The sequence below is a fragment of the Amycolatopsis sp. Hca4 genome (assembly GCF_013364075.1).
Classification (GTDB): Bacteria; Actinomycetota; Actinomycetes; order Mycobacteriales; family Pseudonocardiaceae; genus Amycolatopsis.
Genome location: NZ_CP054925.1, coordinates 6343837 through 6367268, shown reverse-complemented (window position 1 = coordinate 6367268; position 23432 = coordinate 6343837). Strand labels below are relative to the sequence as shown.

27 protein-coding genes are annotated in these 23432 nt (G+C 67.8%); 13 read left to right on the top strand and 14 right to left on the bottom strand.

Translation table 11 applies throughout. The annotated features are described in order from the left end of the window. Nucleotides 1-189: 189 nt before the first annotated feature. The 3 genes from HUT10_RS28410 to HUT10_RS28400 all read right to left on the bottom strand — a co-directional run bounded on the left by HUT10_RS28410 (nucleotide 190) and on the right by HUT10_RS28400 (nucleotide 1716). On the bottom strand, nucleotides 190-438 hold the full coding sequence (locus tag HUT10_RS28410) for an AMED_5909 family protein (RefSeq protein ID WP_176173998.1): 249 nt from the start codon (nucleotides 436-438) through the stop codon (nucleotides 190-192). Continuing rightward, nucleotides 422-724, bottom strand: coding sequence for a hypothetical protein (locus tag HUT10_RS28405; protein WP_176173997.1), 303 nt, complete (start codon nucleotides 722-724; stop codon nucleotides 422-424). Before HUT10_RS28405 ends, HUT10_RS28410 begins: the two co-directional genes overlap by 17 nt. A gap of 527 nt (nucleotides 725-1251) precedes the next feature. Continuing rightward, nucleotides 1252-1716 (bottom strand): hypothetical protein, encoded by a 465-nt coding sequence (locus HUT10_RS28400; RefSeq protein ID WP_176173996.1) that lies wholly within the window; start codon nucleotides 1714-1716, stop codon nucleotides 1252-1254. A gap of 250 nt (nucleotides 1717-1966) precedes the next feature. On the opposite strand from HUT10_RS28400, the gene HUT10_RS28395 reads away from it, so the two are divergent. The 4 genes from HUT10_RS28395 to HUT10_RS28380 all read left to right on the top strand — a co-directional run bounded on the left by HUT10_RS28395 (nucleotide 1967) and on the right by HUT10_RS28380 (nucleotide 5492). Continuing rightward, complete coding sequence (locus tag HUT10_RS28395; protein WP_176173995.1) at nucleotides 1967-2773, top strand: GntR family transcriptional regulator; 807 nt, start codon at nucleotides 1967-1969, stop codon at nucleotides 2771-2773. After that, complete coding sequence (locus tag HUT10_RS28390; protein WP_176173994.1) at nucleotides 2770-3441, top strand: HAD family hydrolase; 672 nt, start codon at nucleotides 2770-2772, stop codon at nucleotides 3439-3441. The genes HUT10_RS28395 and HUT10_RS28390 overlap by 4 nt, the downstream gene beginning before the upstream one ends. A gap of 209 nt (nucleotides 3442-3650) precedes the next feature. Next, nucleotides 3651-4988: an ATP-binding protein gene (locus HUT10_RS28385; protein WP_176173993.1), complete on the top strand. Its 1338-nt coding sequence runs from the start codon at nucleotides 3651-3653 to the stop codon at nucleotides 4986-4988. 276 nt (nucleotides 4989-5264) lie between these two features. After that, on the top strand, nucleotides 5265-5492 hold the full coding sequence (locus HUT10_RS28380; protein WP_176173992.1) for a hypothetical protein: 228 nt from the start codon (nucleotides 5265-5267) through the stop codon (nucleotides 5490-5492). A 427-nt stretch (nucleotides 5493-5919) separates the two neighbouring features. On the opposite strand, the gene HUT10_RS28375 is transcribed toward HUT10_RS28380, so the two are convergent. From HUT10_RS28375 to HUT10_RS28360, 4 genes are all read right to left on the bottom strand, one after another. Then, on the bottom strand, nucleotides 5920-7119 hold the full coding sequence (locus HUT10_RS28375) for an HNH endonuclease signature motif containing protein (RefSeq protein WP_176173991.1): 1200 nt from the start codon (nucleotides 7117-7119) through the stop codon (nucleotides 5920-5922). 104 nt (nucleotides 7120-7223) lie between these two features. Further along, entirely contained in the window at nucleotides 7224-8426 is a 1203-nt protein-coding gene (locus HUT10_RS51895; RefSeq protein ID WP_176173990.1) for an RNA polymerase sigma factor, read from the bottom strand. Then, nucleotides 8423-8773, bottom strand: a complete 351-nt coding sequence (locus HUT10_RS28365) for a YciI family protein (protein ID WP_043787244.1) — start codon at nucleotides 8771-8773, stop codon at nucleotides 8423-8425. Before HUT10_RS28365 ends, HUT10_RS51895 begins: the two co-directional genes overlap by 4 nt. 100 nt (nucleotides 8774-8873) lie before the next feature. Next, complete coding sequence (locus HUT10_RS28360) at nucleotides 8874-9524, bottom strand: hypothetical protein (RefSeq protein WP_176173989.1); 651 nt, start codon at nucleotides 9522-9524, stop codon at nucleotides 8874-8876. A gap of 86 nt (nucleotides 9525-9610) precedes the next feature. Between HUT10_RS28360 and HUT10_RS28355 the strand changes: the two genes are divergently transcribed. Continuing rightward, complete coding sequence (locus HUT10_RS28355; RefSeq protein ID WP_176173988.1) at nucleotides 9611-9988, top strand: nitroreductase family deazaflavin-dependent oxidoreductase; 378 nt, start codon at nucleotides 9611-9613, stop codon at nucleotides 9986-9988. 2 nt (nucleotides 9989-9990) lie between these two features. Continuing rightward, nucleotides 9991-10521 (top strand): GNAT family N-acetyltransferase, encoded by a 531-nt coding sequence (locus tag HUT10_RS28350; RefSeq protein WP_176173987.1) that lies wholly within the window; start codon nucleotides 9991-9993, stop codon nucleotides 10519-10521. On the opposite strand, the gene HUT10_RS28345 is transcribed toward HUT10_RS28350, so the two are convergent. The 4 genes from HUT10_RS28345 to HUT10_RS28330 all read right to left on the bottom strand — a co-directional run bounded on the left by HUT10_RS28345 (nucleotide 10514) and on the right by HUT10_RS28330 (nucleotide 14585). Continuing rightward, entirely contained in the window at nucleotides 10514-10840 is a 327-nt protein-coding gene (locus tag HUT10_RS28345; protein ID WP_176173986.1) for an MmcQ/YjbR family DNA-binding protein, read from the bottom strand. The genes HUT10_RS28350 and HUT10_RS28345 overlap by 8 nt on opposite strands. A gap of 38 nt (nucleotides 10841-10878) precedes the next feature. After that, complete coding sequence (locus tag HUT10_RS28340) at nucleotides 10879-12570, bottom strand: bifunctional UDP-sugar hydrolase/5'-nucleotidase (RefSeq protein ID WP_176173985.1); 1692 nt, start codon at nucleotides 12568-12570, stop codon at nucleotides 10879-10881. Between the two features lie 116 nt (nucleotides 12571-12686). Next, nucleotides 12687-13466 (bottom strand): alpha/beta fold hydrolase, encoded by a 780-nt coding sequence (locus HUT10_RS28335; RefSeq protein ID WP_176173984.1) that lies wholly within the window; start codon nucleotides 13464-13466, stop codon nucleotides 12687-12689. A 39-nt stretch (nucleotides 13467-13505) separates the two neighbouring features. Then, on the bottom strand, nucleotides 13506-14585 hold the full coding sequence (locus tag HUT10_RS28330; protein ID WP_176173983.1) for a Gfo/Idh/MocA family protein: 1080 nt from the start codon (nucleotides 14583-14585) through the stop codon (nucleotides 13506-13508). A gap of 208 nt (nucleotides 14586-14793) precedes the next feature. Here HUT10_RS28330 and HUT10_RS28325 point away from each other — a divergent pair, with 208 nt between their 5' ends. Beyond that, the gene (locus HUT10_RS28325; RefSeq protein ID WP_176173982.1) at nucleotides 14794-15420 is read left to right on the top strand and encodes a VanZ family protein; all 627 of its coding nucleotides are present in this window, start codon (nucleotides 14794-14796) and stop codon (nucleotides 15418-15420) included. On the opposite strand, the gene HUT10_RS28320 is transcribed toward HUT10_RS28325, so the two are convergent. Both HUT10_RS28320 and HUT10_RS28315 read right to left on the bottom strand, forming a co-directional pair. Next, nucleotides 15361-15537 (bottom strand): hypothetical protein, encoded by a 177-nt coding sequence (locus HUT10_RS28320; RefSeq protein ID WP_176173981.1) that lies wholly within the window; start codon nucleotides 15535-15537, stop codon nucleotides 15361-15363. The genes HUT10_RS28325 and HUT10_RS28320 overlap by 60 nt on opposite strands. Nucleotides 15538-15603: 66 nt before the next feature. Then, nucleotides 15604-16257, bottom strand: a complete 654-nt coding sequence (locus HUT10_RS28315) for a bifunctional 2-polyprenyl-6-hydroxyphenol methylase/3-demethylubiquinol 3-O-methyltransferase UbiG (protein WP_176173980.1) — start codon at nucleotides 16255-16257, stop codon at nucleotides 15604-15606. Between the two features lie 27 nt (nucleotides 16258-16284). Between HUT10_RS28315 and mug the strand changes: the two genes are divergently transcribed. The 4 genes from mug (at nucleotide 16285) to HUT10_RS28295 (ending at nucleotide 20306) form a co-directional block, all read left to right on the top strand. Then, nucleotides 16285-16845, top strand: coding sequence for a G/U mismatch-specific DNA glycosylase (gene mug, locus HUT10_RS28310; RefSeq protein ID WP_176173979.1), 561 nt, complete (start codon nucleotides 16285-16287; stop codon nucleotides 16843-16845). 267 nt (nucleotides 16846-17112) lie between these two features. Then, entirely contained in the window at nucleotides 17113-17898 is a 786-nt protein-coding gene (locus HUT10_RS28305) for a response regulator transcription factor (protein ID WP_176173978.1), read from the top strand. Nucleotides 17899-18055: 157 nt separating this feature from the next. Next, nucleotides 18056-19891: an acyl-CoA dehydrogenase gene (locus HUT10_RS28300; protein ID WP_176173977.1), complete on the top strand. Its 1836-nt coding sequence runs from the start codon at nucleotides 18056-18058 to the stop codon at nucleotides 19889-19891. Nucleotides 19892-20030: 139 nt separating this feature from the next. After that, nucleotides 20031-20306 carry a GlsB/YeaQ/YmgE family stress response membrane protein gene (locus HUT10_RS28295; RefSeq protein WP_176173976.1) on the top strand — a complete coding sequence of 92 codons (276 nt, stop codon included), beginning with the start codon at nucleotides 20031-20033 and terminating at the stop codon, nucleotides 20304-20306. 64 nt (nucleotides 20307-20370) lie between these two features. Here HUT10_RS28295 and HUT10_RS28290 read toward each other — a convergent pair whose 3' ends face one another. After that, nucleotides 20371-21774, bottom strand: coding sequence for an MFS transporter (locus HUT10_RS28290; RefSeq protein WP_176173975.1), 1404 nt, complete (start codon nucleotides 21772-21774; stop codon nucleotides 20371-20373). Between the two features lie 111 nt (nucleotides 21775-21885). Here HUT10_RS28290 and HUT10_RS28285 point away from each other — a divergent pair, with 111 nt between their 5' ends. Next, nucleotides 21886-22728: a helix-turn-helix transcriptional regulator gene (locus HUT10_RS28285; RefSeq protein WP_176173974.1), complete on the top strand. Its 843-nt coding sequence runs from the start codon at nucleotides 21886-21888 to the stop codon at nucleotides 22726-22728. Continuing rightward, nucleotides 22725-23432, top strand: coding sequence for a leucine-rich repeat domain-containing protein (locus tag HUT10_RS28280; protein ID WP_176173973.1), 708 nt, complete (start codon nucleotides 22725-22727; stop codon nucleotides 23430-23432). Before HUT10_RS28285 ends, HUT10_RS28280 begins: the two co-directional genes overlap by 4 nt.

The window sequence follows — 23432 nt, the reverse complement described above, 5'->3', positions numbered from 1 at the left end:
ATCGTCTAGCGTCTGCATTGTTCACACCTCGCGGTTGTGGACAGCGCAGGAGCGGCATGGTTGGTAGCCGAGTTTCCGCTTCTGCGCCTTACGGTTCCGCGTCACCCGCATGAGGACGCGTTTCATCGCCGCACGTCATAACGTGCGTTTTTCGCTGCTATCGTTGACTTTCCGTTCGTCTACACGGGACTATTCAGGCTTCGACTTGCTGCCCTGGATCTTCGCCGACACCTCCCCCGCCTGACGTCGTTCGTAGTCCGCCCAGTACAGGGCTTCGTGGTGGTGACCTCGGTCGACATCGGCGACTGCCTCGTACATCCGCGCATTCGCCTGACGAAATGCCAGCCACACGGACGGATTCGCGTCCGGTGCCGGGCGACGATCCGTCGCGATCTCGTGCGCGTCCCGCAGGGTGCGCGGCTTATCCGGCGTCTTCATCACGCACCAGCCGATCCGTCGCGCGGGCTTCGAGGAGTGCCGCCATGTCCTCCGCGCTGTCGCGGAGTTGGCGAAGGAACCTCACGCACGCCGGCCACATCGCCGGGTCGTCCGGCGGTCGCAGCATCACCACGCACGGCGCCCCCGCGAGCACCAGCATCGGCGGATGCGTCGGGTCCGAACCAGTCTCCTCGACCGTCAGTTCCGCTTCCGCCCCGACGATCCACGTCACGCCGAACCCGTCCCACCCAGCTTTCGCCGCGTCCTGCTTCTTGTCGTGCGCCATGTCCCCGAACACTTTCCCCACGCCGCAGGCGGGTCTCCCACCTGTCGGCTTGAATCTCGAATGCCTCAGCGGCGGAGATGACAGCCGCACGCGCCCAGGCCGGTAACGGGACCTCGGCCGCAAGATCACGCCAAGCTGTGGCAACCGCCCGCGACACCGGAGGCAACTCGTCGTCCGATGCGCCCGCGTATCGCGTGTAGGCCAGCTCCCAAGCCCGTATCCGCTCCCACCGGCTCATGTGATCTCCCCTGGTCGTTGGGCCGAATCAGCGCGGTCGAACTCCATGCGCGCCCGCCGCTCGAACTCCTCGGCCGCCACGGCCGACGCGTGCCGCGCCCACAACGGAGCAGCGAGATCGGCAGACAAGGCACGCCACGCAATCGCGACCGCGTGGTAGGCGTGAGCGAGACGCCGCACTGCCGCCAGATCGTCAGATGCCGACCTCATCGCGGCGAACAGTGCGGACGTCTGCTCCGCGTACGCCTCGTTCCACCGAGCGACCGCCTCACGCGACGGCCGCCCCGCCATCACGCGGCCTTCTGCTGACCACTCTGGCCGGCCGGGGTCTTCGCAGCCTGCTTCGAGCCAGCGCCGCTACCCGGTTCACGCATCCCGGTAGCTCGCAGCGCCCAGCCCTGGTACTTGAACTTCTCGCCCATGACCCGGGCCTCGACCGTCAGGCCCTCGAACACGACCGGCCGGAAGTCGAATCCCTGCATTGCGGCCGGGGGCGGGACCGGCTGGACCCGGTCGAGCAGCGTGACGGTGGCCGACTTGTCGCGGTCTTTCTCCGCTGACGGGTCGGTCACGGTGACCTTCCACTGCGGAAGGCCGGTCTGCTCGTCGATCTTCTGCTTGGGCTGCTTGCCCCGGGCCTTGTCCTCGTTGGAGACGTACTCCATGTCCGGAGTGACGGGGCCGACGATCGCCGCCCCGGCCGGGAACACGGCGTCGTGATCGATGTCGAAGCGCGTTCCGCGCGGTACTGCCATGTCGATTCTCCCTGGTCAGGCGCCTCACGCGGCGCTGCCTATCGTGGCTGACATGGACAGATTAGCCAGCTTGCCTAGCCAAGTCAAGCAAGACGGAAACGGTCTAGGCCTCTAGCTCGCCTAGACAGGTTGTACCTACATCCGAGAGACTTGACTCTTAAGTGTCAAAAGGTCAAAGCGTCAAAGAGCAGGTGTGCAGAGACGGAGGCAAGCCGTGGCCCTGGACCCGGACGACCCGAGGCCGCCGTACGTGCAGGTGGCGAACGCCCTTCGGGCAGCGATCCTGACGAGGAAGTTCACTCCGGGCGACAAGCTGCCATCGAGGAACGAGCTGGCGAAGACATACAACGTGGCGCCGATGACCGTGCAGAACGCTATCCGCGAACTCCGCGACGAGGGTCTGATCGTGTCGCGCCAAGGCAGCGGGGTCTTCGTCCGCGAGCGTACGGAACGCCCAGTCGGGCTCCGACCGCACATCGAACGGGCTTTTGAAGCCCAAGACGTCACCATCGACTTCGCCGGTTTCTCCGGCGAGACCCTCCACGGCGTCATCGCCGAACCGCTCGACAAGATCCGCATCGGCCGGCTCCGGCCAGAATCGATCACCGTCCGCCTACTGGTCCCGGACCCGACCCGGCCATGGTCTCTCCCGGTCACAGTGGACGAGCACGCCGACAGCCCGCTGTTCCGCAAGCGAGCCGAAGAGATCATGCGGCGGCACACCCTCGCCATCGTCGACTCGGTGACCGAACTCGGCGAACTTGGCCTGGTCAACAAGGCAACTGCGCAGGTCCGCGTGCACCCTGCGCCGCCGATGTTCAAGCTCTACCTGATCAACAACGAAGAGACGTTCTTCGGCTTCTACCCGGTCCGCGAGCACGTCATCAACTTCGGCGGCGAGACCCAGGCGATCTACGACCTCATGGGCAAGGACGCGATCCTCTTCCACCACTCGATCAACGACGACGACACTTCGACCGGCTCGCAGTACGTCGACCAGGCCAAGACCTGGTTCGACAGCCTGTGGAACAGCATCGCCACGGATTACCAGCGATGAAGGCCACAGACCTGCTCACCCGCGCACGCGCTCTGCTGCTCGACTTCGACGGGCCGGTCTGTTCCGTCTTCGCTGGCATCCCGGCTTCGACAGTCGCCGATCAGCTCCGCGACGTTCTTGCCGACGGCGGGCATACTGACCTCCCTGATGCGGTTGCAACCAGCACCGATCCGTTCGACGTGCTCCAGCACGCCGCCATGCTTGGCGAAGACGAGGGCCGCTACGTCGAAGCCGCCTTCACCGCCCACGAGGTTGAGGCGATTTCCAGCGCCAGCCCAGCGAGCGGAGCACACGACTTGATCGACGCATGGCACGGCTCCGGTCGGCCGCTTGCCATCGTCAGCAACAACGGCACACGGGCCATTAGCGCCTACCTTGACCTCTACGGTCTCCGCTCGTCGATCAACTTCGTATCCGCGCGGACCAGCGCGAATACCACGCTACTCAAGCCGAGCCCATACCTCTTGCACCAGGCCATCACCGCACTCGACGTCAGCCTTGGCGAAGCCGTCTTCCTCGGCGATTCGACGACCGACATCGAAGCCGCGCAAGCCGCGGGCGTCCGGTCGATCGGTTACGCGAACAAGCCGGGTAAGGACTACCGACTCACCGCAGCCGGAGCCGACGCAGTCACCGACGCACTTACCGGCTTGGCGACCGTCGTATGAGAGTGACCGCTGGGCTCGCCCGTTCTGTTCGAGCCCGCTGGGCCCCGCCACGCAGATAGTTGGCTCACCGAGACGGCCTCGCAAGTCTGTTATCAAACAGCAATTTAATTGTGTAACGCCTGCGCTGTCGGTGTCACCTGGCCTACCCGTCGCTTAGGTGGCATCATGAGCTTCTGCTCTGCATGATCGTAACGAGGAGGGGTGCGGCTGTGACGTCCGTGCTAACAGACGACGAACGTGACCGTTTGACCGGACGTGACGAAGATCCGTTTTTTGACCGAAAATCATCCCGGATTCAGCCAGCCAAGCTCGGTCGATCGCTTTCAGCATTTGGAAACACCGACGGCGGAGAGCTTGCCATTGGCATCGAAGACGATGGCTCCTGGATCGGTTTCGAAAAGATCGAAGACGCGAACGATATCGTAAACTTCGCAGCACAGGTACTGCCTCCCGGATACTTTCAAGTCGACTTCCTAACGCATCCGAACGAAACGGGAATAGTTGTCCTAATCTCGATCCGCAGAACTCCGGGCGTTTGCGCCACCCTGAGTGGCGAGGTATTCGTACGACGAGCCGCTTCCAGCACTCCCGTAAAGGGCGAAGATTTGGAAGCGCTAAAAAGAGCTAAAGGCGTCGTAAGCTACGAAAACCAAGCGCTTCTTTTCCCGCCGATCGAGATCTCGAACTCTGAAAAATGCTTGGAATTCTGTCTGTCAATAGTTCCACTAGTGGAGCCAGAGCGATTCCTACGGAAACAAGGTCTTATCAACAGAGAAGGCAATCCAACAGCTGCAGGCACCTTGCTTTTCCACGAGGAGCCGCAGATTTACCTCGCTAAGTCCGGGGTGAAGATCTACCGCTACAAGACGACCGGCCAACCGGAGCGTAAGTATCTTGACGGCGTCCCCGAGACCGTAGACGGCTGTCTATACGACCAGATATTCTCGGCAGTCGAGCGCACCCGTCAAATCGTTGACTCCATTCCAATAATGACCGGTGGGGGCATGAAGAAGGTTGAGTACCCACCGGAAGCCCTCCACGAGATTTTGACAAATGCGGTGCTGCATCGCGACTATGGCATTAATGACGATGTCCACATTCGGATTTTTGATAATCGAGTCGAAGTGGACAGTCCCGGACGCCTACCGGCCCATGTTACACCCCAAAACATTCTAGATGAAAGATTTGCGCGAAACCCTACGATCGTACGCCTAATCAACCGATTTCCAGATCCTCCGAACATGGACGTCGGAGAAGGGCTCAATACTGCATTCAGGGCCATGGAAGCCTTACGTTTGCAACGACCAGAGATCCGCGAGTTTGGCGATCGAGTTGTCGTTACCATCCGCCATGAAACGCTAGCTAGCCCTGAGCAAGTAATTGTCGAATACGCTACAGAGAACGGGTCTATCAATAATTCAGAGGCTCGGAAGATAACCGGAATCGAGCAAGAACGTACGATACGAAGGATCTTCGAAAATCTTGTATCCACAGGCGAACTAGTGCGTGAAGGAGCAGCGCGAGGCACACGTTATCGACTGCCTTGAGCTAGCGACCTTTAACAGCACAGCGCACGACTTCGGGCTATAGGTTCGCTGCCGAACTTGGCTCTATGGGATCAAGGCGCCGCCAGCGGCGGCGCGCAGGTCACCTGTCGTACGGCGTCCCACCCGATCGCGGCACGGACGGCCTGCCGCTCCGCTTCGGCCGCCGGCCGCCGGGTGGGCCCGCCGCATCGATCGATCGCATAGCGCGCCGCCGCTGGCAGCGATCAGCTCATCGGCCTAGTTACCGCTGACACGCTCGCTGGCAGGGTCGAAGGCATGTCGACCTCTGACCGCTCTGCCGCAGACGCTCACGCCGCAGCAGCACGCCAGGCCATCGAGCAGGGCAAGAGCCAGGCCGATCCGATCAGCCTGGCGACCGCCGAGGCACTCTTGGCGATCTTTCATCAGCTCAAGGACATGGACGACCACTCGATCACGCTCAAGGGTGCGGCCGACCTGACCGACGCCATGTACACCCTCAGCCGCAGGCTCCCAGATCGGTAGACCCACCACCCCGAAGCCGGATCGTGACAACGGCCGGCAGCACCGCGTCAAGGCTGGAAAGCGTGCCTTGACCCGGCACCACCGGCCGCGTGCTGGCTTCGTATCGGGGTGATGGGGGAGGTCTGGGCGGGGGCGCAGGTCATGCCATTAGCGTGCCATTCAGGCCGGTCAACCAAGGTCAACAGCGGGTGCCACGAGGTAGGCTCGTCCGCAGGTCAGGGCCACCTTCGAGCATGATCACCCTGGTTCCCAAGCTGAATACGCGGGTTCGATTCCCGTCATCCGCTCTCATAGAGAAGCCCCAGGTCACACGGTGTCTACTGTTGACCTGGGGCTTTTCCTATCTCTAGCCTTCACTTGTCCCGTGCCATCAGCCGATCACGGCCCGGGTGGCCATCCTGCGACTCGTGCTCATCCGGGGTCGGGACTAAGCAAGGCCGAGAGCTGCGCGGTGCAAAGATTTCGCTCGTACGCGGAGGTGGCGTCGTAGAGCCGCTCGATTCCTGCCGCGCGTCTTTGTCGCATGACAGTTGGGGCAAAGGGCAATCATGCGGGCCGGGTGATCGGGGCCACCAAGAGCCAGGTCATCGACGTGGTCAACCTCGAGGATCGCATTTCCGGCCGCCGTCGTATCTGCGGGCATGCCAGTGCATCGATCGTTCTCGCACTGATCGGCGGCTCGGATGAGCACCGCATCTCGAGCTCGCCTACTCCGACGATAGTTGTTCCGCGATGCTTTGATCACCCGAGTCGTGCCAGCAACGGGTTCGTCCCCGAATCCTTCGACGTAGTCGAGGTAACTACGCGCCCGGGCAGCCGGGTCGACCTCAACACCGGGAGGCGCCGGTGGAGGCGGTTGGTCGATGATGTGACGATCGTTGAGGCGGTCCAAAACATGTGCCGGCCACCTCGCGGAGTCCGGATCGGGAACCGCGGCAACGAGGAAGCTGTATTCCAGCCGCTGCTCTTTGTTGTCATCGAGCGCCCAGACCTGCGCCCGGTCCAGCACCGCGACCCACGAAACGAAGCTGAAACTGCCACCGGCGGGTCGATACCAGAATCGCACGGCTCGACGTTCCTGCCGAGCGGTATCGAGCATTTTGTTGCCCCGGATCAGTTTCTGGTGACCTTGCCGCCCGTCACCGCGGTATTCGAACGGCGCAATGGGGTCGGGGGGCTCGTCGGCATATGGCCCCTCTTCGTCGGAAAAGACATTGACAGCGTCATCGCCGGGAAACCGAAGGATACCAGTGACGCCGTTCCCTCCGTAGATCTCACGGACAGCGGTCCGGTTGGGGTGCTCTTCTCCGACTTGCGGCGGACGAATCCGCGCCGGGGTGGAGACCGTGAAGCCAAGTCTTTCCAGGCGGCGAGCAGCACCCGCAGCGCCGCCACTAAAGCGGTCAGCTGTCAGAGGGCCGAGTTCGGGATGCTGCAGGCCGTGCGCGACGCCGACGATGGCCTTCGAGTCGTAGAGCTTGCCGTCAACCTGAAGCACGTATTCTCGCGCCGGCTTGAACCCGTAAGTGCTCAGGAATCGCTCGGAGCCGAGCTCGTCGTACCTCTGCACCGCGCGCAACACCGCGTCGCGATCGGTCAGGTCGCCTAAAGCCAAGACTGTCCCCAACGTCGCTCGTCACCTGATTGGGTGATCTTAGCGAGTTGGGTGACTCTTCGGAGTGGAAGTCTCGGCTGACTCACTATATAGCCGGCAACTGAAGCTCCATGCCATCATTCTGTGACTGAGTGTGATGATTTCAACCGGCCCTGCAAATGCGCCACATGCGCGGCGGGCAAGCCAGTTTCCTCCGCGCGAACCAACGCCTCGAAAGCCGCCGCGGAACCCAAGCGGTGCAACAACTCCGCCCGCGAGGCGTGCCACCACGAGTAATCCTCCAGCCCCGGCAACGCGTCCACCAGTGCCAACGCCGCAGCCGGTCCGTCCCGCTCCGCCACCGCCGCTGCGCGGTTCAACCTGACCACTGCGGTGTCCTGGACCGTCAACAACACGTCGTACCAGGAAATCACCGCGTCCCAGTTCGTCTCCGCATATGACGGTGCCAGGTCGTGGCACGCCGCGATTGCCGCCTGGACCACGTACGCGTTCGGGATCGACGGTGTCCGGCGGAGCCCTCGGCCCACCAGCTCCACACCCTCCTTGATCAACGACGCGTCCCACAACGACCGGTCCTGCGAAGCGAGCAACACCGGCGCCCCCGACGAGAAGCGGGCCGCGCGGCGGGCGTCCTGCAGCAGCACCAAGGCCAGCAGCCCCAGTGCCGTCGGCTCGTCCGGCATCAACGACGCCAGCAACCGCGCCAATCGGACGGCCTCGGAAAGAAGAGAAACCCGGCCCGTGTAGCCCTCGTTGAAGATCAAGTACACCGTCGATGCCACGCCGGCCAAGCGGGAGGGCAGTTCCTCCGCCGGGGGCACGCGGTACGGGATCCGCGCGGTCGCGATCTTCTGCTTCGCGCGCGTCAGCCGCTTCGCCATCGTCGCTTCCGGGACCAGCAATCCCCGGGCGACCTCGGCTGTCGACAACCCGCCCAACGTCCGGAGCGCCAACGCCACCTGCGCGTCCAGGGACAACGCCGGGTGGCAGCACGTGAACACCAGCCGCAGGAGGTCGTCGCGGATCGTCACCGGGTCTGGGTGGGGGTCCACCGGTGGCATGGCGTCCGCCTCCTTGCCGAGCCGCTTCGCCTCGCGGCGGACCACGTCCACCGCTCGGCGGCGGGCCGCCACCAGGAGCCAGCCGCGGGGGTTGGCCGGGACGCCGTCGCGCGGCCACGTCTCGAGCGCGCGCACGACGGCGTCCTGCACCGCGTCTTCGGCCAGGTCGACGCTGCCGGTGACGCGGACCAGCGTGGCCAGTACCCGGGTGCCCTCGTCCCGGACCAGCCGCGCGACCGCGTCCCCGGCGCCGGTCACTTGCCGAAGTCGACGACCGGGCGGACCTCGATCGCGCCGTCCCAGGCGCCCGGGATGCGGGCCGCGACCTTGACCGCCTCGTCGAGGTCGGCGCATTCGAGCAGGTAGAAGCCGGTCAGGGCCTCCTTCGTCTCCGCGTACGGGCCGTCGCTGGTGACGATGTCGCCGCCCTTGCCGCCGGTGACGCGGACCGTCGTCGCGGTGGCCGTCGGGTACAGCGCCGCGCCGCCGCGGATCACCGCCGCCGCGCCCGCGCCGAACTCGTCGTAGTCCTTCATCATGTCCGTCGCCTCGGGCGTGGTCGGATCGATGTCGGTGGCGTAGATGATCGCGGCGTACTTGGGCATGGGGGTGCTCCTCGCGGGTCCTGACCGGCGCCGATCGCCGGTCCTCACTGTAAGGACGAACAGCGCCGGCGTCCCCTGGACAACCGCGGCGGAACTTTTCTCAGCCCTCGACGAGCTCCCAGTCCGAATCCGGTGTCTCCCGGTCGTAGACCTGGCCCGGCGCGGCCTTCAGCACGCTGCGCACGTCCGGGTACAGGTTCGCCACGTGCTCCAGCTCCAGGCCCTCGACCTCGAAGTCCTCCGCCTCGGGGACCTCGAACCCGACGAACAGCCAGGTGCCGTCCTGCTCGCGGACGACCTGGCGGACCGCGCGGACCGGCTGCTGCGGGCCGGTCGGGATCTCGGTGAGGCCGCTGCTGATCTGGGCTTCGTCGTCCGGCGAGCCTTCGTACTTCCAGGCCGCGCGGCGCTGGGCCAGCAGGCGGATGTCCTCGTCTTCGTCGTCGGAGCCGGTCACCGACGACAGCAGCCACGTGCGGCGCTCGGGGTCCCAGTCGGCGGCCATCCCGGTCGGGAGGTCCGCCAGCGCGGCCAGCTGCGGCAGCAGTTCGACGGCTTCGCGCAGCGACATCTTGCCGAAGCTCTCGCGGTTGACCACGACGTCATCGGACAGCTCGGTGCCGTCGCTGATGAACCAGTCGTCCTCGTCGTCGAGCACGACGAAGCCCAGCGCGTCGGGGTCGTTCACCAGGGCCAGCGCGATGATGACCGGCCCTTCCGGGTCCTGGCGCAGCGGCCATTCGGTCGACATGCGCCATATCCCACCATCGGGCGACCGCGTGCCGCGAGCCGGGGTCACCGCTCGATAAATTCATCGCGCGTTGATATTATCGGCTCATGGTGCTGCCCAAGGGACTCGCCCGCTTCAACCGCGTGGTGACCAACCGGATCAACAAGTACGTCGTGAACTGGGCTCCGGGCTTCGGGCTGCTCGTCCACAAAGGACGCAAATCCGGCAAGGAGTACCGCACGCCGCTGAACGTCTTCCGCACCGATGACGGCTTCGTCATCGCGCTCACCTACGGCCCGGACACCGACTGGGTGAAGAACGTGCTGGCCGCGGAGAGTTGCACCATCATCACCCAGCGGAAAAATTACCGCGTGCACTCACCCGAACTCGTGCATGATGAGTCGCGCCGGGCGATGCCGACGCCCGTGCGCCAGTTCCTCGGCTTGCTGGCCGTCAACGACTTTCTGCTGGTGAAACGGGAGTAGGGATGATCGAGGGGGAACTCGTCCGGCTGCGCGCGCTCGAGCCGGAGGACGCGGACAAGATCTTCGACTGGGTGCACGACCCCGAGGTCGGCCGCTGGATGGTCAACGACTACCCGCGCTCGCGCGCGCAGATCCGCAAGCGCTGCGAGGAACGCCCGCTCAACACGTACGAGCTGGTCGTGCTCGGCATCGAAACCAAGGCCGACGGCAGGCTGATCGGCGTCATCGACCTCCGGGACGCCCGGCCCGAGGTCGGCAACGCCGAACTGGACGTCTACATCGGTGACGCCGAATACCGCAACGGCGGCGGCTACGGCACCGACGCCCTGCGCGTGATGTGCCGCTACGGCTTCGAGTTCATGCGCCTGCACATGATCACGCTCTGGGTGGTCGCCGAGAACGAGCGCGCCCGGCACGTCTACCGCAAGATCGGCTTCTCCGAAGACGGCCGGCACCGCGAGGCGTTCGTCGGCGAGGGCGGCCGGCGCCACGACATGATCCTGATGAGCATGCTCAAGGGCGAGCTCAAGTGAGCAGCCGGCGTGGCGCCTTCCGCCGCCACGCCTCTTCCAGCAGCTCGCGCAGCTGATCGACGTCGACCCGTTCGAGGTCGACGATGATCGAGCCGTGCCCGTCGTAGTGCGGGGTCGTGAAGAAGGCCGCGTCGCCGGAATCCAGCAACGCGGCCTTCTCGTCGAGCCCGCACATCACGACCAGGCCGCCTTCGGCCTCGGTGCGCAGCCGCGCGAAACCCTTGCCCGCCACCTTCAGCGCGGGCGTTCGGTACCACGTCGACGCCTCGACCTCGGGCAGTTCCGAGGCCAGGCGCACGACGTCTTCCCAGGTCGTCATCGGTCCATTGTCGACCAGGTGTCTTGCAAAAACGGGAACTACGGCAGGCGGGTGATCCGGTCCGCCGCGGGCGGGGCCAGGTTCGGGTGCGAACCCAGGTAGGCGATCAGCGCGTCGAGGTCCACCGGGCCACCCGACAGGTTGGTGCCCTTGGTGAACTCGGCGAAGCCGTCCCCGCCGGCGGCGAGGAAGTTGTTCACCGACACGCGGTACGACGCGGCCGGGTCGACCGGCGTGCCGTTGATCGTGATGTTCGAGACCCGCGAGCCGATCGGCGCGGCCGCCGAGTACGAGTAGTGCAGCGAGCTCGAGATCTGCAGGATCTTCGTGCCGGCCGCGGTCCACTGCTGTTCCAGCACGTTCTTCAGGTTCGCACCGGTCAGCGTGATCGTCTGCATGATGTTCGAGAACGGCTGCACGGTGAACGCCTCGCCGTAGGTCACCACGCCGTCACCCTCGCCGTTCGGCGACGACTTGTACGTCAGGTCGGCGCGGATGCCGCCCGGGTTGGTGATCGCGACGACCGCGTTGTTCGACTGCGTGCCGGCCAGCTGCGCATCGGCGATGACGTCGCCGAGCGGCGATTCACCCGCCGCGTTGCCCGCCGCCGGCAGGTCGGCGGTGATGGTGCCGACCTGCTTGTTCGCGATCGGCGCGGACTTGGTCTTGGCCTCGGCGACCAGCGCGGCCACCGCCGGGTCCGGCGTGACCGTGCGGGTGACGATCTCGTTGAACGCCTTGGTCTGCGAGCGCACGACGTCGCGGGTCTTCAGGCTGATCTTCAGGTCCACCACCGAGAGCAGCCTGCCGAACGACGAGCCCTGGATGACCGGCCGCGGCTGGCCCGCCGGGTCGTTGATCACGCAGTTGTACTGCTGGTGGCTGTGCCCGGTGAAGAAGGCGTCGACCTTCGGCGTCACCGCGGCGGCGATCGCCGCGGCCGGGCCGGGGCGCAGCTTGCAGTCGTTGGGGCCCTCGACCTCGGTGCCGTCGCCCTGGTGCATCAGCACGACCTGGGCCTTGACGCCGAAGTAGTCGAGCAGGTTCGACGTCCGGTTGATCGCCTCGACCTCGTCACCGAACTTGAGGCCCTTGATGGCCTCCGGCGTGACGACGGACGGCAGGTCCTTCAGCGTGGCGCCGATGACGCCGATCGGGACGCCGCCTTCGAACTTGACGGTGAACGGCAACAGCGCGGGCAGGCCGTTGGTGAAGTACACATTGGACCCGATGAACGGGAACTTCGCCCCGTCGAAGGTGCTCTGGAACTGGCAGCCGTCGGTCGGGTGGCAGCCGCCGAACTGCATGCGCTGCAGTTCCTTGTAGCCCTCGTCGAACTCGTGGTTCCCGACGACGGACGCGGTGACGCCGAGGGAGTTCAGGAAGTCGATGGTCGGCTCGTCGTGGAAGAGCGCCGAGGTGAGCGGCGACGCGCCGATGTTGTCCCCGGCGGACACGACGAACGAGTTGCGCACCTGCGCGCGCAGCTGCTTCACGTGCGTGGCCAGGTAGGCGGCACCGCCGGCGTCCACAGTGGTCCCGTCGGACTGGACGACCCGGCCGCTGGAGCCGGACGGCGGTTCCAGGTTGCCGTGCAGGTCGTTGAACCCGATGATCCGGACGTCGGTGGTGGGATCCGGGCGCTGGCCCGCGGACGCGGGCGCGGTGGTCACCGCCGTCGTAGCCAGCGCGGCCGCGGCCAATACCGCGAGCCGGGTCGAAAGCCTCATGAGTGTTCTTCCTCCGATTCGCGCCCAAGGTCCCCGAACGGGCGCACGGCGGAGGATTCTGCCTCGCGAAGCAGTCACCTACCAGGGTCAAAAGACGGACGTAAAGCGAATGTCACCTAACGGCTTCCCTCGAGCAGCACCCGCGCGACGAGGCCGGGGTCGTCGTTCATCGGCACGTGCCCGCAGCCCGGCAGCAGCCGGAACACCCCGTCCGGCGCGACTTTCCGCAGGTCGGCGACGCGCGGCCGGGCGAGGATCCGGTCGCGCTCGGCCCACGCGATGGTCACCGGGACGCCGGTCACCGGGCCGGTGAAGCGGAAGTCCCCGCGCGACTGGGCGGCGGTGGGCTCGAAGCCGGGCGCGGTGGCGAGCGCGCGGGCGTCCTCGACGACGGCGTCCGGCGTCTGCCGCTCGGGCCGTCCGACGATCAGCCCGGTCAGGGCACGACGGCCGGACGCGGTGGCGGCGATGCGGCGCACGACGTGCGGTGGTGTGCGCTGGGCCAGGGCGCGGTGGGCCTTGAGCGTCGCGATCGCGTAGAGCTTCTGGCGGCGGGTCCACAGCCCGGCGGGCGACAACGCCGTGACGCTGCGGACCAGCCCTGCCTGCCCGAGGGCCAGCGACAGCAGGCCGCCGAGCGAGTTGCCGGCGACGTGCGGCCGGTCGAGCCCGAGGTCGGTGAACAGCTCCTTGAACATCACCAGCGCGGGCTCGACGCCGTACCCGCGGGCCGGTTCGGGCGACTCGCCGAAGCCGGGCAGGTCGACGGCGATGACGTCACGATGGGCCGTGAGCAGCGGAAACACCGGCGCCCACGCCTGGCGGCGGTGGCCGATGCCGTGGATCAGCACCAGCGGCTCGCCCCGGCCCGCTCGGTCGTAGACAACGTCGTCCATCACCCGAGGGTAGCGGAAACCTACGACCAGCAGTAACAGTTACTTTGCGTCCACCTGGACCCTGGACCCGCTGTCGGCCGACCGCTGGACGGCGTCGAGGACCTGGTGCACGCGCAGGGCGTGCGCGAAGTCCGGCAGGTCTCCCTTGAGGTGCCGGGCGTAGGCGTGCGCCACGTTGTAGGACGGCTCGGCGCTTCGGCCGGCCAGCTGCGGCAGCTCGTACCGCGCGGGCACGGTCAGCTTCTCCAGCGTCCCGGTGCGGCTGCCGCGCAGCGTCAGCTTCGCGATCCAGAACAGCGGGTCCGCCGCCTCGACGACCAGCGTGCCCTCGGTGCCGTTGATCTCCCAGTGGAAGTTCGTGGCCGGCGACGTCCCGCCGCGCAGGTGCAGCGACGCGACGGCGCCGCCGGTCAGCACGCCGGTGACGGCGATCTGGTCCGGCGCGGTCATCTCGACGGAGTCACCGGTGACCTCGTCGCGCACCCGCGGCCGGACGGTCGCCATGGTCGCCGAGACCTCGGCGAAGCCGCCGAGGACCATGGCCACCGTGTCGGCGGTGTGCGCGAACGGGATGGTCAGCATGGTCGCCCCGCCCGCGGGGTGCAGCTGGTAGTCGCGGCCGGCCCGCACGCTCGGCCCCCAGTTCGCGCCCGAAGCGATGAGCGACGTCGAAAGCACGCGGCCGACGTAGCCGTCCTTGATGAGGTCACGCAGGTAGCGCAACGCCGGCGCCGAGCGCCCCTGCAGGCCGACCGCGGTCGTCTTCCCCCGGCCGGCCTCGGCCAGCGCCTCGGTCTCGGCCAGGCTGACGCCCAGCGGCCACTCGCTCAGCACCTGCTTGCCCGCGGCCAGCGCGGGCTCGATCAGGGCCCGGTGCTCGGGCACCTTCACGGCCACCACGACGAGGTCGACCTCCGGGTGCCGGGCGAGCTCGCCGGCGTCGCCGAAGGTCAACGGCACGCCGTACTTTTCGCCGGCCACCCGCGCCGTCTCCGCGCTGCTCCCGGCGAGCGCGCGAAGCTCGTAGCCGTCCACCGCGGCCAGCGCGGGCACGTGCGCGGTCGCGGCCCAGCCGCCGTTCGCGCTGAGCCCGACGATGCCGACCCGGACCGGTGCCATGAGCGTTCCTTCCGTTGCCTGTACAGAGTTCGACGTGCCGAGCGTCGTGCTCATTCCCGGGTCGACGCAAGCCGCATCCGGTTACGCCGGCATGACATCGGTCACCCGCGTGCCGCCGATCGGCCCCGCCCGGGTCGGCCGAGTGGCCGAGGAGGGCGGGCTCTTCGACCGAAGCGGCACCCCCGGCAAGATCCATAGCGTCGATGGCATGACGAACGCACAGCTCACAGCCCTGCAGTACGGCTTCATCGCCTTCCTCGCGCTGTGGACGGTGGTGCTGGTGCCGCAGCTGCTCACCCAGCTCGCCCGGCACGGCGGCCTGCGGCTGCGCGGCCTCGCCACCACGGCGGCGGTGCTGCTCTACGGCTGCATGACGCTCGCGGTCGTCTTCCTGCCGCTGCCCGGCCCCGGCACCCGCCGGCTGGCGCAGACCGTGCAGCTGCACCCGTTCCAGTGGATCGCCGACATCCACACCGAGCTGCTCAAGCACGGCGGGGACTGGTTCCTGACGCAGACGTTCCAGCAGGCGTGCCTGAACGTCCTGCTGTTCGTGCCGCTCGGCGTGTTCGCGCGGATCCTGTGGCGCCGCGGCCTGACCGGCACCGCGCTGATCGGCTTCACGGCGTCGCTGTTCATCGAGATCGCGCAGCTCACGGCCAACTTCGGGACGGCACCGTACGCCTACCGGATCTTCGACGTCGACGACCTCATGAACAACACGCTCGGAGCCGTGGTCGGCTGGGTGTTCGGGGCGCTGCTGCTGGCTCTCTCCCGGTCAACGGTCCACGTGGAGCCGGCCCGGAGCGAGCGGGTCCACCTCGCCCAGACGCGCTAGCCGGGCCTGCCGCTGCAGCGCGGCCCGCTTGGCGGCCCGCCGGTCTTCGAGGACGACGACGAGCGCGGCGACGGCCAGGACCAGCGCGACCAGCCCGAGGACGATCGGAAGCTGCACGAAATCCTCCTCGGTACGACGCTGTGCGGGAGATCACACAGGTTACGCAGGTCAGTACCGAATTCGCTACCCCATGCGACCAGGCCGGGCCGCGAACCAGGCCCGGTCGGCGGTGAGCCAGCCGTCGAAGGCGAGATCGGCCGAGGTCAGAAGGTCGCCGAGGTCTTCGAAGTCGAGGCGGCGGCAGGTGAATTCCTGGTGCCAGTGCCGGCCGCGCGCCGCGTACCGGACCGTGGCGGAGAGCAGATCGCCATCGCGGACGACGTCGGTCAGCTCGACCCCGACCTCACCGAGCCGGCCGCCCTGCCCGGATTCGACGCGGTCGAACCACTCGGGCGGGTGCCACTGGACGATCAGCCGCCCGCCGGGCGCGAGGTGCCGGCTCGCGGCGGCGAGCATGGCGTGGCGGTCCGCGTCCTGGGCGGTGTTGACCAGGTGGCTGGCGAGCAGCACGGCGTCGAACGTGCGGCCGAGCCGGAGGTCACCGATGCGGGCGCGGACGGTCTCGGCGCGGACGTGCGCGAGCATGGCCGCCGAGTCGTCCACCGCCACGACCTCGTGGCCCAGCTGGACGAGCGGGTGCGTGACCCGGCCGGCGCCGCTGCCGAGCTCGAGGACCGAGGCGCGCGGCGGGACCGCGGCGTGCACGATCTCGGCTTCGCCGTCGGGCGGGAGGAGCAGGTAGACGTCGACGGGGGAGCCGTCCGCGGTGACCTCCATGCCCCGAGCGTGCCGGAAACTGGAGCGGTGAGCACCCGACCCACGAAGGACCAGCTGGCCGCGGCGCACAACGCCACCATCCCCGACGTCATCGCCCCCGGCCTCGACGTCCTCTTCTGCGGCATCAACCCCGGCCTCTACTCCGGCGCGCTCGGGCAGCACTTCGCCCGCCCCGGCAACCGCTTCTGGCCCGCGCTCCACGGGGGCGGCTTCACCCCGCGGCGGTACGAGCCGAGCGAACAAGACAAGCTGCTCGACCTCGGTCTCGGCATCACGAACGTCGTCGCCCGGACCACCGCCCGCGCCGACGAACTCACCGACGACGAACTCCGCGAAGGCGGGAAGATCCTCGCCGCCAAGGTCCTCGAGTACCGGCCGCGGTGGCTGGCCGTCGTCGGGATCACCGCCTACCGGACCGCGTTCGGGTTCCCGAAGGCGCGTGTCGGACGGCAGGACCACCGGATCGGGGACACCCACGTGTGGGTGCTGCCGAACCCGAGCGGGCTCAACGCGCACTGGACACCCGCCGGCCTGGCGACCGAGTTCGCTCTGCTGCGGACCGCATCTCAGGACTGTCGAAATCGTTGAACGGACCGCGGGCCACCCTCAGTAGCGCCGACTGCCCCAACAGGTCCCATCCCGCCCGGCCGAGCCAGCTCTCCAAGATCCACTTCTACGGAAAGTTTGCTGTGACCGGCGGATTGGGCCATGAGGGGGATTTGGCGTCATGAGCTGCGCAATCGCGACTCGTACCAAGCAGGAGGAGTTGCTCCCGGCCGGTCCAAGCAGGAGGACCGGACGGTACCGGAGACGTCCGGCACCCCGGGAGCGACGGCGCAGAGACGGAGGCCCGCGATGCACGGCATCGAGCCCACCCGCAGGCCCGCGGGGCCCGCCGGAGCCGGGGGGCGCAGTCTCGGCGTGGCGGTCGTCGATCCGGTGCCGATCTTCCGCGACGGTCTCGCCGCGCTCGTGCACCGCAGCCAGGGGCTGCACTGGGCCGGGCAGGCCGCCAGCCACCACGCCGCCCTGCAGCTGTGCGAGCAGGTCAAGCCGGACGTCGTCGTCCTCGACTCGGCGCTGGACCCGAACTGCCACCTGACCAAGCTGCTCAACGCCGGCGACCCGGCGCTGATCCTGGTCACCCTGATCCGTGACACGAATCGCACGCAGCAGTACCTCGCGGCCGCGATCGCGGCAGGCGCGCACGCGATCGTCCCGCGGTCGATCGATTCACGACGGCTCGCCGAAGCGATCCGGCGGGCGCACAGCGAACGCCGGTACATCGACCCGGCGCTGGCCGCGCTGACCGCCCGGCCGAAGCGCACGACCGCGCCGAAGGGCGACCTCGCGCACGACAGCCCGCCGTCGCCGCGGGGTGCGATGCCGCTGTCCAGGCGCGAGTACCAGGTGCTCCAGCTCGTCGCCGAAGGCCTCGAGAACTCCGCCATCGCGAAGCTGCTGTTCCTGTCGGTCGAAACCGTCCGGACCCACGTGAAGAGCATCCTGCGCAAGCTTTCGGCCCGGGACCGGACACACGCGGTGACGATCGCCTTCCGCAGCGGGATCCTCATCGCCCGGCCCGAGGACGGGTACGTCCCGGTGACGGCGGACACAACGGCGATCCCGGGCCACCGCTGACGGCCGTTCCCCAGGCAGAAGGCAACATTCGGGTGGATTTCCGGTACCCGGAAGTGCGGATCTGCTTGCCCTGGTTACCCGCAGGTAATATCCTGAAGTTACCGGCGAGTAAGGCGAACATGTGCCCGGCCGGGGAGCCGAACACATTGGAGTGACGATGGGCCACTACAAGAGCAACGTCCGAGACCTGGAGTTCAACCTCTTCGAGGTACTCGGCGTGCAGGAGCGCCTTGGCAAGGGCGTGCTCGCCGAATCCGACGAGGAGACCGCCCGCGGCGTGCTGTCCGAGCTGAACAAGCTTGCGACCGGGCCGCTCGCCGAGTCCTTCGCCGACGCGGACCGCAACCCGCCCGTGTACGACCCGAAGACCTTCAGCGTCAAGATCCCCGAGCCCTTCAAGAAGAGCTACCAGCAGCTCATCGAGGGCGAGTGGTGGCGCCTCGGCCTGACCAACGACCTCGGCGGCTTCGGTCTTCCCCCGACCGTCCAGTGGGCCGCCTCCGAGCTCATCCTCGGCGCGAACGCCCCGCTGTTCATGTACATGGCGGGCCCGAACTTCGCCATGATCGTGAACAAGAACGGCACCGAAGAGCAGAAGCACTGGGCCCAGATCATGATCGACCGGCAGTGGGGCGCCACCATGGTGCTGACCGAGCCGGACGCCGGTTCCGACGTCGGCGCGGGCCGCACCAAGGCCACCAAGCAGGAGGACGGCTCCTGGCACATCGACGGTGTGAAGCGGTTCATCACCTCGGCCGAGCACGACATGAGCGAAAACATCATGCACCTGGTGCTCGCTCGCCCCGAGGGTCCCGGCATCGAGACCAAGCCGGGCACCAAGGGCCTGTCGCTGTTCCTCGTGCCGAAGTTCCACTTCGACTCGAAGACCGGTGAGCTGGGCGAGCGCAACGGCGCTTACGTCACCAACGTCGAGCACAAGATGGGCATCAAGGCCTCGACGACGTGCGAGCTGACCTTCGGCCAGCACGGCACCCCGGCCAAGGGCTGGCTGCTCGGCGAGGTGCACGACGGCATCGCGCAGATGTTCCAGGTCATCGAGTACGCCCGGATGATGGTCGGCACGAAGGCCATCGCGACGCTGTCGACCGGCTACCTCAACGCGCTCGAGTACGCCAAGGAGCGCGTCCAGGGCGCCGACCTGCCGAACATGCTGAACAAGACCGCCCCGCGCGTCACCATCACGCACCACCCGGACGTCCGCCGCTCGCTGATGCTGCAGAAGGCGTACGCCGAGGGCCTGCGCGCGGTGTACCTCTACACCGCGTCGTTCCAGGACCAGCTGTGGACCGGCGAAGGCGACCAGAAGCTCGCGCACGGCGTCAACGACCTGCTGCTGCCGATCGTCAAGGGTGTCGGCTCCGAGCGCGCCACCGAGCAGCTCGTGCAGTCGCTGCAGACCCTGGGCGGGTCCGGCTTCCTGCAGGACTACCCGATCGAGCAGTACATCCGCGACGCCAAGATCGACTCGCTGTACGAGGGCACCACGGCCATCCAGTCGCTGGACTTCTTCTTCCGGAAGATCGTCCGCGACAAGGGCCAGTCGCTCGCCTACGTCGCCGGTGAGATCACCAAGTTCATCGAGTCCGAGGCGGGCAACGGCCGGCTCAAGAACGAGCGTGCGCTGCTCAAGCAGGCCCTCGAGGACACCCAGGGCATGCTGGGCTCGCTGATCGGCTACCTGACGGCGTCGCAGGAGGACCCGCAGAGCATCAACAAGGTCGGCCAGCACACGGTCCGCCTGCTGATGTCGGTCGGCGACCTGCTCATCGGCTGGCAGCTGCTCAAGCACGCCGAGGTCGCGATCGGCAAGCTCGACGCGGGCGCGTCCGCCAAGGACACCCCGTTCTACGAGGGCAAGATCGCCGTGGCGTCGTTCTTCGCGAAGCAGGTGCTGCCGGAGCTGACCGCCCGCCGCGCCATCGTGGAGGCCGCCGACAACGCGCTCATGGAGCTCGACGAAGCTGCATTCTGATCAAAGCGTTCCGCCGAAAGGCCCCTTTCCCGACCGGGAGGGGGCCTTTTGGCGTTTCGGGCCGGTGAAGCCGGGGAATTCCGTCTGCGAGCTCGCGGGACCGAGTGGCCGGCCCCGCGACCACCGAGAGGAGAAAGTGATGACTGTCGCCGGCATCATCAGCGCCATCATCGTCGGGCTGATCATCGGCGTTCTGGGCCGGCTGGTCGCTCCCGGCAAGCAGAACATCCCGATCTGGCTGACCATCGTGATCGGTATCATCGCCGCCTTCATCGGCACGGCCATCGCGCGTGGTCTCGGCTACGCCGACACGAACGGCATCGACTGGCTGGAGATCCTCACCCAGGTCGTGCTGGCCGCGATCGGAGTCAGCATCGCCGCGGGCGCCTACGGCCGTCGTGGTGTAACCAGGTAACGCTTTCCCAGCTTGCGGCCCGGCCGGTCCACCTTCGGGTGAACCGGCCGGGCCTTTTTCGCGGCTATCGCCGGGCCGACGCGCGGGCGAGCGCGACGGCGAACCCGGCGCCCACCACCAGCAGCACCGCCGCCCAGGTCATCGTCGTGGTGATGGCGTGCGCGGACGAATCGACGGCGAGCGTCAGGAAGAGGCTCCCGAACGTGGCCACCCCGACGACCTGGCCGAGCTGCAGCGTCGTCGTGAGCAGGCCGCTGGCGTCCGCCGCGCGTTCGAGCGGGACGTGCGTGAGGGCGTGCGCCATCAGGGACCCGAACGCCAGGCCCATCGAGAGGCCGAACAACAGGAGCGCGGCGAAGAACAGCGTGCCGCCTTTTCCGCCGTCCTTCAGGCTCAGGCCCAGGAGTGCGTACGCGATCGCCGACCCCACGTATCCGCATGGCGTCAACGCCGCGTGGACGCGTTGCGGCAGCTTGGGCCAGAAGAACCCGCAGATGCCGAAGACCACGCCGCCGGGGGCCATGGTGAGCCCGGCCGCCAGCGCCGTCTCGCCGAGGCCGGCCTGCAGGTGCAGCGCCACGCAGAACAGGAACCCGCCGTAGGACGCCACGCCGGTGGCCAGCGCGGCCAGCCCCGGCGCGACCCCGCGGATCTTCAGGACGCGGAGGTCGACCAGCGGGTCGCGCACCCGGCGTTCGACGACCACGAACAGCACCGCCAGCAGCACGCCCGCCGCGAGGGAGCCGAACGTCCACGCCGGCCAGCCGGTTTCGTGCCCGAGGACGAGCGGGAGGACGACGAGCACCACGGCGGGCACGGCGAGCGCGAGACCGGCGAGGTCGAGACGGCGGCCCGCCCGCGCGGCCCCGCCGGGCACGAGCTTGACGGCGAGCGCGGCCACCAGCACCCCGATCGGCACGTTGACCAGGAAGATCGGCCGCCAGCCCGCCCCGAAGAGGTCCGCGCCGACGAGCACCCCGCCGAGCACCTGGCCGGACACGAACGCGACCGAGATGACCGCGGTGTACGCGCTGAGCGCCCTGGCCCGCGAGGGGCCGGTGAACTGCGCCTGGATGACGCTGAGGACCTGCGGCATCATCAGCGCGGCGCCGGCGCCCTGTGCGATCCGCGCGACGACCAGCGTCGCCGGGTCGGGTGCGAAGCCGCAAAGCAGCGAGCAGACGGTGAAGGCGAGGACGCCGGCGACGAACAGCCGTCGCCGCCCGAACAGCTCGCCGAGGCGGGCGCCGGTGATCAGCAGCATCGCGTAGCCCACGGTGTAGCCGGAAACGACCAGCTGCAGCGCGGCGCCGGACGCGTGCAGGTCGGTGCGGATGTCGGTCATGGCGACGTTCACGACGGTGACGTCGAGCAGCGCCATGAACTGGCCGAGGAGCAGGACGGCCAGCATGAACCACGGCCGCGCGGCCCGGTCCGGGACGGCCGGGGCTTCGGTGGTCAGAGTCATGGCTCCGACCTTGGGGTTCTTCGTTCTTTCCCGGAGAGAGCCTGGCGGTGCTGGTACTGGCAGCACCTGCTTCGCCGAAAATTGTCGTACCCCTCGGGCACCATGGTCCGCATGACGTCGACGCAGGTCCACACCAGCCGCCGGGAGGAACTCGGCCAGTTCCTCAAGGCGTGCCGCGCGCGGATCGGCCCGGAGGAGGTCGGGCTGCCGCCCGGGGTTCGCCGTCGCACGAGCGGGTTGCGGCGGGAGGAGGTCGCGCTGCTCGCCGGCGTCGGCGTCACCTGGTACACGTGGCTGGAGCAGGGGCGGCCGATCAACGCGAGCGCGCAGGTGCTCGACGCCGTGGCGCGCACGCTGCGGATGGACCACCCCGAGCGGGAGCACCTGTACCGGCTGGCGGAGCTGACGCCGTCGCGGCTGCCGTCGACGGCCGAGGAGGTGCCGGAGGCGGTGCGCGAGGTGCTGCGAGCGCTGGATCCGCTGCCGGCCACGGTGGTCAACGGCCGGTTCGACATCCTCGAGTCGAACGCGGCGCAGGAGGAGCTGTTCTGGGAGTGGCACAGCCTGCCGTGCCTGCACAAGAACCTGCTGTGGTGCTGCGTCACCGAGCCGAACGCGCGGCGGATGCTGCTGAACTACGACGAAGAGGTGCCGCACATGGTCGCGCGGATGCGCGCCGAATACGGCAGGCACGTCGGTGACCCGTCGTGGGACGAGGACATCCGGCGGCTGTCCGCGCTGAGCCCCGAGTTCGCGCAGCTGTGGGCGCGCCACGAGGTGGCGGAGCCGCGGCCGCGGCTGCGGGAGTTCCAGCACCCGCGGGCGGGCCGGATGCGCCTGCGGCTGACCGAGCTGGCGGTCTCCGAGGCGCCGGGGCTGCGGATCCAGGTGTCCACTCCGGACGACGCGTCGACGTGGGCATTGCTGCCCTTGACCCGGTTGGCGGCGTCATGACGGCACTGGATCTGAGCGGTCAGGGGCTGACGTCAGTGCCCTCGGTGCCGTCCGGGGTCACGCACCTCGACCTGTACCGGAACTCGATTTCGGAGGTGCCCCGGTCGTTGTGGTCGCTGACCGGGCTGCGCGTGCTGAACCTGGCGGCGAACCGGATTTCCTCGCTGCCGCCGGGGATCTCGGCGCTGACGTCGTTGCACACGCTCGACCTGGGGCACAACCGGTTCGAGTCGCTGCCGGACGAGCTGGGCGAGCTGGCCGGGCTCACCGAATACCTGTACGTCAGCGACAACCGGCTGGCGAAGTTCCCGGAAGCCTGGTGCCGGCTGGGCCGCTTGCGGTACCTGGGGTGCACGGACAACCGGCTGACGTCGCTGCCGCCGGACCTCTCGGGGTTCGCCGCGCTGCGGGAACTCCGGTTGTACCGCAACGAACTGACGGAGCTGCCGGAGTCGATCGGCACTCTGGGTGCGTTGCGGGAGCTGCACCTGCGCGGCAACCGGCTGACGTCGCTGCCTTCGTCGATCGGGTTGCTGGGTGAGCTGCGTCAGCTGGATCTGCGGGAGAACGCGTTGACGACGTTGCCGGCGTCGCTCGCTCAGCTGTCCAAACTGGACAAGCTGGATCTGCGGTGGAACAAGCAGCTCCGGGAGCCGGCGTGGCTGCGCGAGTTCGAGGAGGCGGGGTGCATGGTCCTTCGCTGA

Excerpts from the sequence above, each read along its gene's own strand:
- HUT10_RS28410 (WP_176173998.1), bottom strand. The coding sequence starts at position 438 with ATGAAGACGCCGGATAAGCCGCGCACCCTGCGGGACGCGCACGAGATC.
- HUT10_RS28405 (WP_176173997.1), bottom strand. The coding sequence starts at position 724 with ATGGCGCACGACAAGAAGCAGGACGCGGCGAAAGCTGGGTGGGACGGG.
- HUT10_RS28400 (WP_176173996.1), bottom strand. The coding sequence starts at position 1,716 with ATGGCAGTACCGCGCGGAACGCGCTTCGACATCGATCACGACGCCGTG.
- HUT10_RS28390 (WP_176173994.1), top strand. The coding sequence starts at position 2,770 with ATGAAGGCCACAGACCTGCTCACCCGCGCACGCGCTCTGCTGCTCGAC.
- HUT10_RS28380 (WP_176173992.1), top strand. The coding sequence starts at position 5,265 with ATGTCGACCTCTGACCGCTCTGCCGCAGACGCTCACGCCGCAGCAGCA.
- HUT10_RS28365 (WP_043787244.1), bottom strand. The coding sequence starts at position 8,773 with ATGCCCAAGTACGCCGCGATCATCTACGCCACCGACATCGATCCGACC.
- HUT10_RS28360 (WP_176173989.1), bottom strand. The coding sequence starts at position 9,524 with ATGTCGACCGAATGGCCGCTGCGCCAGGACCCGGAAGGGCCGGTCATC.
- HUT10_RS28355 (WP_176173988.1), top strand. The coding sequence starts at position 9,611 with ATGGTGCTGCCCAAGGGACTCGCCCGCTTCAACCGCGTGGTGACCAAC.
- HUT10_RS28350 (WP_176173987.1), top strand. The coding sequence starts at position 9,991 with ATGATCGAGGGGGAACTCGTCCGGCTGCGCGCGCTCGAGCCGGAGGAC.
- HUT10_RS28345 (WP_176173986.1), bottom strand. The coding sequence starts at position 10,840 with ATGACGACCTGGGAAGACGTCGTGCGCCTGGCCTCGGAACTGCCCGAG.
- HUT10_RS28340 (WP_176173985.1), bottom strand. The coding sequence starts at position 12,570 with ATGAGGCTTTCGACCCGGCTCGCGGTATTGGCCGCGGCCGCGCTGGCT.
- HUT10_RS28335 (WP_176173984.1), bottom strand. The coding sequence starts at position 13,466 with ATGGACGACGTTGTCTACGACCGAGCGGGCCGGGGCGAGCCGCTGGTG.
- HUT10_RS28330 (WP_176173983.1), bottom strand. The coding sequence starts at position 14,585 with ATGGCACCGGTCCGGGTCGGCATCGTCGGGCTCAGCGCGAACGGCGGC.
- HUT10_RS28325 (WP_176173982.1), top strand. The coding sequence starts at position 14,794 with ATGACGAACGCACAGCTCACAGCCCTGCAGTACGGCTTCATCGCCTTC.
- HUT10_RS28315 (WP_176173980.1), bottom strand. The coding sequence starts at position 16,257 with ATGGAGGTCACCGCGGACGGCTCCCCCGTCGACGTCTACCTGCTCCTC.
- HUT10_RS28305 (WP_176173978.1), top strand. The coding sequence starts at position 17,113 with ATGCACGGCATCGAGCCCACCCGCAGGCCCGCGGGGCCCGCCGGAGCC.
- HUT10_RS28300 (WP_176173977.1), top strand. The coding sequence starts at position 18,056 with ATGGGCCACTACAAGAGCAACGTCCGAGACCTGGAGTTCAACCTCTTC.
- HUT10_RS28295 (WP_176173976.1), top strand. The coding sequence starts at position 20,031 with ATGACTGTCGCCGGCATCATCAGCGCCATCATCGTCGGGCTGATCATC.
- HUT10_RS28290 (WP_176173975.1), bottom strand. The coding sequence starts at position 21,774 with ATGACTCTGACCACCGAAGCCCCGGCCGTCCCGGACCGGGCCGCGCGG.
- HUT10_RS28285 (WP_176173974.1), top strand. The coding sequence starts at position 21,886 with ATGACGTCGACGCAGGTCCACACCAGCCGCCGGGAGGAACTCGGCCAG.
- HUT10_RS28280 (WP_176173973.1), top strand. The coding sequence starts at position 22,725 with ATGACGGCACTGGATCTGAGCGGTCAGGGGCTGACGTCAGTGCCCTCG.